At 62.1% G+C, this 12,755-nt stretch carries 8 protein-coding genes and 1 pseudogene; 5 read left to right on the plus strand and 4 right to left on the minus strand.

Features of this window, described 5'->3' with window-relative positions:
- Window positions 1-149: 149 nt before the first annotated feature.
- The 3 genes from rpoD to NKI20_RS04795 all read right to left on the minus strand — a co-directional run bounded on the left by rpoD (window position 150) and on the right by NKI20_RS04795 (window position 5,130).
- On the minus strand, window positions 150-2,171 hold the full coding sequence (gene rpoD, locus NKI20_RS04785; protein WP_023761835.1) for an RNA polymerase sigma factor RpoD: 2,022 nt from the start codon (window positions 2,169-2,171) through the stop codon (window positions 150-152).
- Between the two features lie 512 nt (window positions 2,172-2,683).
- Window positions 2,684-4,618, minus strand: a complete 1,935-nt coding sequence (gene dnaG / locus NKI20_RS04790) for a DNA primase (protein WP_352828794.1) — start codon at window positions 4,616-4,618, stop codon at window positions 2,684-2,686.
- A gap of 140 nt (window positions 4,619-4,758) precedes the next feature.
- The gene (locus NKI20_RS04795; RefSeq protein WP_352828797.1) at window positions 4,759-5,130 is read right to left on the minus strand and encodes an RcnB family protein; all 372 of its coding nucleotides are present in this window, start codon (window positions 5,128-5,130) and stop codon (window positions 4,759-4,761) included.
- A gap of 397 nt (window positions 5,131-5,527) precedes the next feature.
- On the opposite strand from NKI20_RS04795, the gene NKI20_RS04800 reads away from it, so the two are divergent.
- The 3 genes from NKI20_RS04800 to NKI20_RS04810 all read left to right on the plus strand — a co-directional run bounded on the left by NKI20_RS04800 (window position 5,528) and on the right by NKI20_RS04810 (window position 8,856).
- Window positions 5,528-7,192: a Na/Pi cotransporter family protein gene (locus tag NKI20_RS04800; RefSeq protein WP_023761837.1), complete on the plus strand. Its 1,665-nt coding sequence runs from the start codon at window positions 5,528-5,530 to the stop codon at window positions 7,190-7,192.
- A gap of 107 nt (window positions 7,193-7,299) precedes the next feature.
- Window positions 7,300-7,497, plus strand: coding sequence for a DUF2061 domain-containing protein (locus tag NKI20_RS04805; protein WP_023761838.1), 198 nt, complete (start codon window positions 7,300-7,302; stop codon window positions 7,495-7,497).
- 174 nt (window positions 7,498-7,671) lie between these two features.
- Window positions 7,672-8,856: an MFS transporter gene (locus NKI20_RS04810; RefSeq protein ID WP_352828801.1), complete on the plus strand. Its 1,185-nt coding sequence runs from the start codon at window positions 7,672-7,674 to the stop codon at window positions 8,854-8,856.
- Here the strand turns inward: NKI20_RS04810 and NKI20_RS04815 are convergent.
- A pseudogene (locus NKI20_RS04815) lies at window positions 8,799-9,048 on the minus strand (hypothetical protein); the annotation flags it as partial. The gene NKI20_RS04810 and the pseudogene NKI20_RS04815 sit on opposite strands and share 58 nt — an antisense overlap.
- A 219-nt stretch (window positions 9,049-9,267) precedes the next feature.
- On the opposite strand from NKI20_RS04815, the gene NKI20_RS04820 reads away from it, so the two are divergent.
- Complete coding sequence (locus NKI20_RS04820; RefSeq protein WP_352828804.1) at window positions 9,268-10,371, plus strand: glycosyltransferase family 4 protein; 1,104 nt, start codon at window positions 9,268-9,270, stop codon at window positions 10,369-10,371.
- Between the two features lie 128 nt (window positions 10,372-10,499).
- On the plus strand, window positions 10,500-12,668 hold the full coding sequence (locus NKI20_RS04825; RefSeq protein WP_352828807.1) for an amylo-alpha-1,6-glucosidase: 2,169 nt from the start codon (window positions 10,500-10,502) through the stop codon (window positions 12,666-12,668).
- Window positions 12,669-12,755 lie beyond the last annotated feature (87 nt).

Here is a 12,755-nt window from a genome sequence, read left to right on the forward strand (position 1 = left end):
CCGCTCGGCGGCCAGCAGAACAAAACCAGAAGCAGCGGACAACTCGTGTGCTACCTAAACCGGACAACTTAATTCGCTATCGACAGAGCACGCCCCGGAACGAAAAAGGGCGCCAGTGGCGCCCTTGAACTCTTTGATCTCGGCAGGTCTTAGCTGTCCAAAAAGCTCCGCAGCTTCCTGCTCCGGCTCGGGTGCTTGAGCTTGCGCAGCGCCTTGGCTTCGATCTGGCGGATGCGCTCGCGGGTGACCGAGAACTGCTGGCCGACTTCTTCCAGCGTGTGATCGGTGTTCATGCCGATGCCGAAGCGCATTCTGAGTACACGTTCCTCGCGCGGCGTCAGCGAGGCCAGCACGCGCGTGGTGGTTTCGCGCAGATTGGCCTGGATCGCCGCGTCGATTGGCAGGATCGCCATCTTGTCCTCGATGAAATCGCCCAGATGCGAATCCTCCTCGTCGCCGACCGGCGTTTCGAGCGAGATCGGCTCCTTAGCGATCTTCAGCACCTTGCGCACTTTTTCGAGCGGCATGGCGAGCTTTTCGGCCAGTTCTTCCGGCGTCGGCTCGCGGCCGATCTCGTGCAACATCTGGCGCGAGGTGCGCACGATCTTGTTGATCGTCTCGATCATGTGCACGGGGATGCGGATGGTGCGCGCCTGATCGGCGATCGAACGGGTGATCGCCTGCCTGATCCACCATGTCGCGTAGGTCGAGAACTTGTAGCCGCGGCGGTATTCGAATTTGTCGACCGCCTTCATCAGGCCGATATTGCCTTCCTGGATCAGGTCGAGGAACTGCAGGCCGCGATTGGTGTATTTCTTGGCGATGGAGATGACGAGGCGCAGATTGGCCTCGACCATTTCCTTCTTGGCGATCGCGGCTTCGCGCTCGCCCTTCTGCACCTGGTTGACGATCTTGCGGAATTCCAGGATCGAGATCGCCGTTTCGGTGGCGAGGTTCTGGATCTCGGCGCGCAGGTCCCTGATCGCGTCCTTCTCGTTCTTGGTGAATTCCTTCCAGCCGCGCGAGGTCAGGTTGCCGATCGCGCGCGTCCAGTTCGGGTCGAGCTCGGAACCCTGATATTCCTTCAGGAACTCCTCGCGGCGCACGCCGTAGCTTTCGGCGAGCCTGAGCAGCTTGCCTTCGTTCTGCACCAGGCGCTTGTTGATATCGTAGAGCTGCTCGACCAGCGCCTCGATGCGCGCCGTGTTGAGCGACAGCGACTTCACCGCCTTGATCAGCTGGTCCTTGAGCTCCTTCAGCCTGCGATCCTGGCTGGGCGACAGCGTGCCGGCAGCGGCCAGCCTGTTCTCGACCTGCTGGTCCTGCAGCTTGCGCAGCTTCTTGTAGGTGTCGGCGATGACGTCGAGCGTCTCCATTACCTGCGGGCGCAGTTCCGCTTCCATGGCCGCCAGCGAAAGGCTCGCTTCGTCCTCGTCTTCCTCGTCGTCATCGACCAGCCCGCGCGTATCGGCGGCGACATTGGTGACGTCGTCTTCCTCGTCGCGCGAACGGCGCGGCTTGTCCTCGACCTTGGCTTCCTCGATGCGCTCGACCACCGGTGCCTGCTTGGCTTCGGGTCCGGCATAGGTGGCTTCGAGATCGATGATCTCGCGCAGCAGGATCTTCGATTCGTTGAGCTCGTCACGCCAGATGATGATGGCCTGGAAGGTCAGCGGGCTTTCGCACAGGCCCGCGATCATCGTCTCGCGGCCGGCCTCGATGCGCTTGGCGATGGCGATTTCGCCCTCGCGCGACAGCAACTCGACCGAGCCCATCTCGCGCAGATACATGCGCACCGGATCGTCGGTGCGGTCGGTCGGTTCTTTCTTCGTCGTGGTGGCGGCAACGGCCGTGCCGGTCTGCTCGGCCAGCTCGTTGGCGTCTTCCTCGGCATCGGCCGCGGTGTCGGCGGCCTCGGGCTCCTCACCCTGCTCGTCGTCCTCGACCACGTTGATGCCCATGTCGGACAGCATCGCCATCGTGTCCTCGATCTGCTCGGAGGTTACTTCCTCGGAGGGCAGCACCGAATTCAGCTCGTCCATGGTGACATAGCCGCGCTTCTTGGCGGCCTTGATCATCTTCTTGACAGCATCATCGGAAAGGTCGAGCAGAGGGCCATCGGTGGCGCCTTCGCGTTCGGTTTCGACCTCTTCCTTTTCCTTTGTCGCCATAGTCTTTTTCTTCTCCTAGCGGCCGAACATCAAAGCCGCGTAAGCTGTCGGACCAGTCAAATCGGATGCGCTCGCTTATGAACGCGCTTCACCGGGCCAGTAACTGCATCTACTCGTCGTTTGGTGCATGTCGTTGTCCCCAAAACCGGTTTCCTTTTGGGCGACACGCATTAAGTCCAGATTAACCCTGGTATCTGTGGCAGGCAGGCTGCCTGTCCAGTGACCCAGTACCCTCACATCGCTTATTTCCCGTCGACGCGGGTTCGGGTTAACGTTTCGAATCGTCCTGATTCCGTCATTCTGCCAGAAGGTCAAGCGCCTCTCGCATGATTCGCCTTAAAAAAGCGAATCAATTACCCGACTTAGCCCGCCGCGCACCATTTGGACGCGCAACGCCTCACTGTCATTCTCTTGCGAGGCCCGTTCCGCTCCTTGGATCGGAAAGGCCTTGTCATTCTTGGTGGAAGCATGATCTTCTCCGAAAACCGGTTCCCGCTTTTCGGGATCATGCTTTAAGCCCGCCCGGCCCTGCCCGAGGACACACCGAATCCTTCGATCAGCGCTTCCGTTGCCTGTACATCCTGAAATTGCGCCTGAATTTCGATCAGGTGCCGGTAATTTTCGTCTGTGGGATCAGTAGCGAGCGCCGCTTCCGCCTGTTTCAGCTCCTTATGTAAGGTGCGCGCGCTGCGCTGCAAGTGCAGTGCCTGGCTGAAAGCGTCGCGGGCATCGTCAAGGGCGGCGGTCTCCAATGCCGGCCATTGCCGCATGCGCCGGATCAGGCCGACGGCACGCTCCCAGATCTCGGCGCAGCCGGCGCGTTCGATCGTCGCTATAACGGCCTGACGGTCATTGGCCATGTCATGCGCCATTGCATCGAGGATCGCGCCATGCAGCCGCCTCAGGTCCGAGTTGCCAAGATCGAGAAACTCGATATGGGCGAAATTCTCGTCGATCAGCGCCGGATGGTTGACCAATGCGACGATGATCGTCGCCTCGCGCACCGACATCCCCTCGCTGCCGCGCTTGACCAGTGCCGACTGGCCAAGGCTTTCGGTGATGGCGATGCGGCCGCCACCGCTCTTGGCGAACTGACCGCCGGGCGCGGCGGCCTTGCCCTGGCCCGGTCGTCCATCCTGGCGTGCTTGCCTGGTGCTGCGCTGGGAGCCGAAAAAGCTCAGCACGCGTTCGCGCATCTCCTGCTGATAGTGGAAGCGCAGACTTTCGTCGCGGATGCGGCTGGTCAGCTCGCGCAGCGTCTTCTCAAGTTCGGCCCGCCGCTCCGGCGTGTCGAAGACGCCGCCCGCCGTCTCACGCATCCACAACAGATCGACCAGCGGTCGCGCCTCGGCCAGCACGATGCGGAACGCATCCAGTCCGTCGGCCCTGACCAGATCGTCGGGATCCTTGCCTTCCGGCAGCAGCGCGAAGCGCGCCGAGCGCCCGGCCTGCACCGACGGCAGCGCCATGTCGGCGGCTCGCCAAGCTGCCTTGAGCCCGGCCTTATCGCCGTCGAAACACAGCATCGGCTCCGGCGCCATGCGCCAAAGCAGCTCAAGCTGATTTTCGGTGAGCGCGGTTCCGAGCGGCGCCACGACATTCTCGAAGCCGGCCTGCGCCAGCGCGATGACGTCCATATAGCCTTCGACTGCGATCACCGTGCCGCCCTTGGCGAGCACCTTGCGGGCGCGGGCGAAATTGTAGAGCACGTTGCCCTTGTGGAAGAGCTCGGTGTCGGGCGAGTTCATGTATTTCGCCAGCGCATCCGGCGCCAGCGCGCGCCCGCCGAAAGCGATGATCTTGCCGCGCGAATCCGGGATCGGGAACATGATGCGGTCGCGGAACCAGTCATAGGAAACCGGGATGTCGTCGCCGTGGCGCACCAATCCGCAGGCCTCGATATCGGCCTTGGGAATGCCCTTGGCGGCGAGATGCTCCTTCAGCGCATTGCGGCTGTCGGGTGCGAAGCCGAGCCGGAACGATTGCTGCGTCGCCGGTGTCAGGCCGCGATCACGCAGATAGGCACGGGCTTTCGCGCCTTCCGGCCCCTGCAGCCGCTCCTGGAAGAAGGTGGTCGCCATCTCCATGACATCGGTCAGGCTGGCGCGTTCCTTTTCGCGCCGCTCCTCCTGGGCATCGCGAACCGGCATCGGCACGCCGGCCATGTCGGCGATCTTCTCGACCGCTTCGGGAAAGCTCATCCCGTCGAGTTCGGTGAGGAACTTGAAATGATCGCCCGACACCGAGCAGCCGAAACAATGGTAGCGACCCTTCTTGTCCTCGCAGTGGAAGGACGGGCTTTTCTCGCCATGAAACGGACAGCAGGCCCAATAGTCGCCACGCGGCGCGTTGGTCTTCTTCCTGTCCCACGCGACGCGCTGGCCGATAAGCTGGGAAATCGGCACGCGGTCGCGGATCTCGTCGAGGAAGGCGGGTGGGAAGCGCATCGGGGAACTCGTTTCCCCACCATATAATCATGCCCGCGAAATCCGACGACCCCTAATGCGGGCCGTACCCGGTTTCCACAGGGCAAAAAGAAAGGCGGCCGTTGCTGGCCGCCTCCTTTGAATGCTCGGTAAGCTGCCGGTTACTGCGCGGCAAGCGCGCCGAAGATGACGCCGGAGAGGACGCCGATCAGCACGTAGTCGTTGCCGACGCGGATCCATTCCTGACCGCGACCGGGACGATGCAGGCCGTACCGGCCATAATCGCGGATCGGTTGGTGACGCTTCCAGTTGGAATATTTCTGGCCATTGCGCCAATGGCTACGCTTCACGACGACCTTCTTCTTCACCACGACGCGCTTACGCACGTCGACATGCTTGCCGGGCTTCTGCCAGTCGACCTGGCTGTAGTTCGACTGCGGCGCGACCGGCGCATTCAGCGACGCGGCCTGGCCGGTGAATGACGTGGCGGCCAGCATCGAGAAAGCGAGGGCCGAAAGGATAATGCGTTTCATGAGAAGTCTCCTTGGTTTTCGACATCAGAGGAATGGCAGGACATCGATGAACCGAAACTGAACGCCTGCATTACAATTGTGTAATGAATTCATCTATTTATCCGAGAGAGTTGGACGTCATCGCAAAATTAAGAGCCCAAACGCGCGGCAAACTTGGCCGATCCGCCGCCCCACAGCGGCTTGGCAATGCAACCATTTGCGCCTCAATCCATTTTCCGACACCGCCTGTCGCGGCCTGTCGCGCGGCAACGGCCATTAAAATCGACAATATTTTATTATCCGGCTAAAATATTCGAGTATTATCGGCGACTGCCATGAACATGATTCGTAACCCCGCTTTTCATCCCGCCCGCCACGCTGGCCGCGTCGCGCGCCCTGTTCGCATGCGTGCGGCAAGATGAGCGGCTCCGTCGTTCTTCTGCATCTGGCCGGCGCCGTGGCGCTGATGCTGTTTGCCACCCGCATGGTCAAGACCGGCGTCGAGCGCGCCTATGGCGACGTGCTGCGCCATCGTCTGCGCGCCACCATGCGCAATCCGGTCATGGCGGTGCTGGCCGGCACCGGCCTCGCTATCGCGTTGCAGAGCTCCACCGCCGTCACGCTTCTGGTCGGCTCCTTCGCCGGCTCCGGCATCGTCTCGGGCGCCGCGGGCCAGCTTGCCGTGCGCGGCGCCGAGATCGGCTCGGCGCTGGTGGTCAAGCTGCTGACCTTCGATCTCACCCTGCTGGTGCCGCTCTGCCTGATCACCGGCACGGTGATGTTCATGGCTACCGAGCGCCGCGATTGGCGCCAGTCCGGCCGCATCCTGGTCGGCATCGGTCTTCTGATCCTGTCGCTGGAAATGATCGGCCAAGCATCGGAGCCGTTGCGCAACAGCCAGCTCCTGCCGGTCATCATCAACTACTTCTCGACTGATTCCATCACCGCCTACCTGTTGGCGGCGCTGATCACCTGGCTGTTCCAGTCGAGCATCGCGGCGGTTCTGTTGATGGCGACGCTCGCCGGCCGCGGCCTGATCACGCCGGAACTCGGCGTCGTCCTCATCCTCGGCGTCAATCTCGGCTCCTCGATCATCGCGCCGATGCTGACCCGCTCGTCGAGCCCCGAAGTGCGCGTCGTGCCGGTCGGCAATCTCCTGATGCGCGGGCTTGGCTCGCTGGTCATGCTGATCCTGGTCATGATCTTCAGGCCGCACTTCGCCTTTCTCGGTTCGACGGCCGCGGACCAGATCGTCAACGCCCACATCCTGTTCAATGTGCTGATCCTGCTCGCCGGGCTGCCGCTGGCCGGCTTCGTCTATCGCGCTTCCGAAAAGATCGTAGCGCTTGGCATCAAGCCCGTACCCGCCGCCTCGCTCGATGTCGTCGAGCTATCCGCGCTTAACGAGAGCGCTCTCGACGTGCCAAGCCAGGCGCTGGCCAATGCCACGCGCGAAGTGGTGCGGGTCTGCGAGACAGTGGAGATCATGTTGAAGCGCATCATCGAACTTTATGAAAGTACCGACGCCGACAAGATCAAGGCGCTGGCTGCACTCGACGACCGCGTCGACAGAAAGCACGCCGCGATCAAGCTCTATCTGGCCAAGCTTACCAGGAATTCGTTGACCGAGGACGAGGCCTTGCGGTGCCAGGAGCTGATCGGCGCCTGCGTCAAGCTGGAGCAGGTCGGCGATATCATCGTGCGCAACATGCTGGTGCATGTGAAGAAGAAGTTCGAGCGCGGACTGGAATTCACCGACGAAGGCTGGAGCGAGTTGTTCGCCTTCCACAGCTCGGTGCTCGCCAATGCGCGGCTAGCCTTCAACGTCCTGGTTTCGCGCGACCCCGAGACAGCCCGCCAGCTGGTGCTGGAAAAGGACCGGCTGCGCGATCGCGAGAAGGAAACCAGCGCCAGTCATTTCGTACGACTGCGCGACGGCACCGCCAAAAGCGTCGAGACCAGTTCGATCCATCTCGACACCATCCGCGACCTGAAGCAGATCAACTCGCTGCTGGCCTCGATGGCCTATCCGGTGCTCGAAGAGCGCGGCCTGCTCACCGGATCGCGGCTGAAGGCGAGCTGATCCACGACACCATCCGGTAGCGTACGCGCTTCTGCGGCAAAATACCTTTGCTCTGTTTCCTCCAGTCGGGATAAGGGTTCATTAGCCCAGCCTTTCGGAGGAAATCGATGGATACCCATTCACGCAGTTTTGCCAAGGCGCTCTCCTGGCGCGTGACCGGCACCATCGACACGATGATCATTTCGCTGGTCGTGACGGGAAGCGTCAAGCTCGCCGCGACAATCGGCCTGACCGAGGTCGCCACCAAATCGCTGCTCTACTATGCCCATGAACGCGCCTGGCTGAGAATTCCCTACGGGCGCTAGACCGTAGCATAGCGGCCTTGGCGCGACCGACCCGGCGCGCCCTCACCGGCTGTCGCGCGAGCAGGTTGCGTTGGATCTCGATCAAGAAAACCTAAACCGGCGCCAACATTTTCTGAATTGTCCGCGACGCCCGTCCGTGGTTTGACGCCTGCAATCGAGGATCTGATTCCGGCCATGTCGCTTCCGCTCATCGCCCTGTTCATCGCCGCCTTTGCCTTCGGCACCACTGAATTCGTCATTGCCGGCGTGCTGCCGCAAGTGGCGCAAGGGCTCGGCATTTCGGTTCCCTCCGCCGGTTATCTCGTCTCCGGCTATGCCTGCGGCATCGCCGTCGGCGGCCCGCTGCTGGCGCTTGCCACCAAGTCGCTGTCGCGCAAGAACTTGCTGCTTGGCCTCGCCGTCGCCTTCACCATCGGCCAGGCGGCCTGCGCGTTGGCACCCGACTTCACCTCGATGCTGCTGTTGCGTATTGCCGTCGCGGTCGCGCACGGCGCCTATTTCGGCGTCGCCATGGTCGTCGCCGTCGGTCTTGTGCGCGAGGACCAACGCGGCATGGCGGTTGCCGTCATCCTGTCCGGCCTCACCGTCTCCAACGTCATCGGCGTGCCCGCCGGCACCGCGATAGGCAACATCTGGGGCTGGCGCGCCACCTTCTGGGTGATGTGCGCGCTGGGCGTGGCGGCAACGCTTGCCATGGCAGCGCTGCTGCCGCGCACCACCGGATCGTCGGCGAGGCCCGCCGGCTTTGCCCGCGAGGTTCGCGTGCTGGCCCGCCAGCAGGTTTGGACCTCGCTGATCCTGATGTTGATGCTGATGATCGGCCAGTTCGGCCTGTTCACCTACATCACCCCAACACTGCTGGAGGTCACCGGGCTCGACGAGGGCTGGGTGCCGTGGGTGCTGCTGCTCAATGGCGTCGGCGCCACGCTAGGCGTTTTCCTCGGCGGCAAGCTATCCGACTGGAAGCTGATGCCGTCGTTGATCTCGATGCTAGCCCTGCAGGCGGCGACGCTAGCCGTCATCTATGTCGTCAGCCCCTATCCCTTGCCGATGGTCGTCGCGATCGTCGTCTGGGGCGGCCTTAACTTCGCCATCGGCACACCGATCCAGACCCGCATCCTGGCCTGGACGGCGGACGCCTCGAACCTCGCTTCGTCGCTCATTCCGTCCGGCTTCAATGTCGGCATCGCGCTTGCCGCGTCGCTGGGCGCCGCCACGCTCAATGCCGGATTTGGCTATCGCAGCCTGCCGCTGCTCGGCGCCGTCGCCATGCTGTTCGCGGTCGCGGTGGCGCTCGCCTCTTATGTCTGGGAAGGACGCAGCAAAGCCACGCCGCCGCTGACGGCCCCAGCGGAGTAGAGCTCGAACAAAGCCCTGACCCTCGCCAGGATCGCCGCCCACAGGCAGCCGGCGATGGTGGTGACCAGGAACACCGCCTTCAGCCCCGGCGTCAGGGTGATGTTCCGCCCGATATCGGCCATCATCGCACGCGACAGTTTTGCCACGCGCACGACGTCCATGAAGGATCGCCGCGTCCGCCGTTTCGACGGCAAAAAGCCACGCGTCGTTCATGTCAGCGCGCACGAGGCGTTACGGTTCGCGCCGAGATGGGCGTCCCTTGTCGTTGTTCGGGGCGGCGTCGCGGCGCAGCGATTGTTCCCCGGAACAAATCAGCAATCCGAAAGTTGGCGGTGATGTGAATAGGTGAAGGAGGGTCGTGCCATCGCCGGTTGGTTTGAAGGCTGACTTCCGCTTTCAGGTATTCCGCAGATGAAGATAGCCCAGATCGCACCTCTGATCGAGTCGGTACCGCCGAGGCTTTATGGAGGGACTGAGCGTATCGTTTCCTATTTGACGGAAGAGCTGGTTCGACAGGGCCACGAAGTGACGTTGTTCGCCAGCGGCGATTCAAGCACTTCGGCCGAACTGGTCGCGTGTTGCAATGTTGCACTACGGCTGAACCCTGGCGCCCAGAACCATGTTCCGTATCACGTCATGATGCTTGAAAAGGTTCGCAGACGGGCGAATGAATTCGATGTGCTGCATTTTCACGTCGATGTTCTCCACTTTCCAATGATCCGTGAGTTCGCGCGGCGAACCGTTACCACCCTACATGGCCGGCTCGACCTTCCGGACCTGGCGCAACTTTACGCGATGTTCGACGACCTTCCACTGGTCTCGATTTCCAATGACCAGCGCCGGCCCATGCCACCGGTCGATTGGCTCGGAACAGTTTATCACGGCCTGCCGCCTGACATTCTTCCCTTCCGGCCGAAAGCCTCGGGTTATCTGGCCTTCCTTGGCCGAATCTCACCGGAAAAGGGGCCGGAAGCCGCGATAGAAATCGCAGCGCGCGCCGGGATGCCGCTGAAGATCGCAGCCAAGATCGACGCGGTGGACCAATCATTTTGGAGTGAGAAGGTCGAACCCAAGGTGCTTCGACATTCCAACGTCGAGTTCGTTGGCGAGATCGATGAACGGCAGAAGGCAGAATTTTTGGGCGGAGCGACAGCGCTGCTGTTTCCGATCGACTGGCCCGAACCGTTCGGCCTTGTAACCATCGAGGCAATGGCCTGCGGCACCCCGGTGATCGCCTTCAACCGCGGCGCCGTTCCAGAGGTCATCGACGATGGAGTGTCCGGACTGATCGTGGAAGGTGTTGGCGAAGCTGTTGAGGCCGTCCGGCGGGTAGGCGATCTCGATCGTGCGCGGGTGCGGGAAATTTTTGAAAAGCGGTTCACGGTTGGACGCATGTGCTGCGACTACATGGCGGTCTACCGCTCGCTCGCGGGCACTAGGCGACTTGCACCTGGCCCCTCAAATGGCTGCGCTGCGGATGCGGCTGCGATGGTCGTGGCCGAGCCGGCCGCCTAGAACCGATGGTTCGAGCGGCGTTTGATCGGGCCGAAAGAGCGAAAGTTGCCAATCATTCGCCAAGAATTCGAACCACGCTGCCCGCGACCGCACGCGCGAGTACGGGACTGATGAACAGGAGGGCTGACATGACCATTGAAGTCGAAGACCGAAAGCTTGATCCAGCTGTGGCTCTCCCGGCACTGGACGAATCGGCGCCGCGCGAGCCGCACAGGCAATTTGCTCTGAAGCATGAGGACTGCTTCATCGTCACCGACAGCTATGGTGACATACGCGGCACTGGCGACGGGCTCTTCCGCGACGATACGCGTGTGCTGTCGCGCTTCCGTCTGTTCATTGGCGGCCGTATGCCCTCGCTGCTCGGCGCCTCGCTGTCGCAGGACAACATTCTATTCAACGCCAATCTCACCAATCTGGCCACCATCGGGCCAAACGGCAGCGAAACGCTGCCAGGCGTCGTGCACATCAATCGGACCCGGTTCATCTGGCAGGACCGCATGTTCGAGCGGATCACGTTCTCGAACTACGCCGCACGCGAGGTGCTGCTGCCGGTTCGTTTCGACTTTGACGCCGATTTCCGTGACATGTTCGAGGTGCGCGGCACTACCCGAAGCCGCCGTGGTCGTGCGCATGATGCGTTGGTCGGCGAGAACAGCGTCACGTTCCGATACGAAGGCCTCGACAATGTATCGCGCCAATCTGTCATCGCGTTTTCGATGAGGCCCGATCAGGTGCATCCCAATCACGCCGAGTTTCGCATTCTGGTGGCAAGGCGCGACAGAAGAGAGCTGTATCTGGAGGTCGGTCACAGCGAAGAAGCCCCATCCAGTGATCGTTTCCGAGCGGCCGCGGCACGGGCCCGGTTTGCCATGCGCTCAAAGCGTCGACAGGGCGCCACGGTGTTCAGTTCCGGTCGCGTGTTCAATGACTGGCTCACGCGCACGCGCGCCGACATCGCGTTGCTGACCACTGATCTGGAAACTGGGCCATATCCGTACGCGGGGATTCCGTGGTTCTCGACCGCCTTTGGCCGCGACGGCGTCATTTCCGCCTTGCAGATGTTGTGGCTGAACCCTGAGCTCGCTCGCGGCGTCCTGGCGTACCTTGCCCGCTATCAGTCGACAGAAACGTCGATATTTGACGATGCCGAGCCCGGCAAGATCATGCATGAAACGCGCAAGGGGGAAATGGCTGTACTGCGCGAACTGCCGTTCGGCCGCTACTATGGTGGCGTCGACACCACTCCGCTCTATGTCTACCTGGCTTGCTCCTACGCCGATCGCACCGGCGATCACGAATTCGTCGACCGCATGTGGGATTCCCTGTGTGCGGCGATCGCGTGGATGGAGGAGGTCGGAGCTCGCAACGGAGAGGGCTTCGTGACCTACAACAGGGGGTCGGATACGGGGCTTTTCAACCAAGGCTGGAAGGACAGCGCCGACGCGATCTTCCATGCCGATGGCACGATACCCAAGGGACCAATCGCATTGGTAGAGGTGCAAGGCTATGTCTTTGCGGCCTACCAAGGCATGGCTGCACTGGCGGCAAAGCGCGGCGACGACGCCAAGGCCGCACGCTGGAGCGCTATGGCAGAAAGGATCCGCAGCGCGGTGGAGACGCGGTTTTGGATGCCGGAGAGCAACTTCTACGCCTTGGCAATAGACGGAGAAGGCAAGCAATGCGCCGTGCGAGCCTCCAACGCGGGTCACCTGCTTTATGTCGGGCTACCGTCAGCAGAACGGGCGCAATCGATTGCCGCGCAGCTGCTGTCAGCTCACCTCCACAGCGGTTGGGGCGTTCGCACCCTGGCCGACGACGAGCTTCCATTCAACCCGATGTCCTATCACAACGGTTCGATCTGGCCACATGACACGGCGATCTGCGCCGCTGGGCTCGCCCGCTACCAGGAGCGGACAAGCGTTGTAAAGCTGATGAGCAGTATGTTTGAGGCGGCGGTCCGCTTCAACATGCGGCTGCCGGAACTATTCTGCGGCTTTACGCGCGCGATCGGCGACGCGCCGATCGCCTATCCCGTAGCCTGTCTGCCACAGGCATGGTCGGCCGGATCCGCCTTTATGTTGCTGCAGGCCTGCCTGGGGATTCGAGTCGACGGTTGGAAACACGAGATCAATGTCCAGCAGCCCCGGTTGCCGATCGGCATCGACAACATCGTGATCCGGCACCTAGCGGTCGGTAAGGCGAAGGTCGACCTTACGTTTCAGCGCATCGGCGACCACATGGTCTGCTATCTCGATGAGCGGCACGAGGGCCTCGTGCCGCTGGTGGTGCACTCTTAGTGATCGGATCGCACAATGCGATCACTGATGCCCGACGTGCGCGTCGGCCAATGCACGCTGCTCAACACCGGCGTGACCGCGATCCTC

The organism is Mesorhizobium sp. M0830 (assembly GCF_040319965.1).
Lineage (GTDB): Bacteria > Pseudomonadota > Alphaproteobacteria > Rhizobiales > Rhizobiaceae > Mesorhizobium.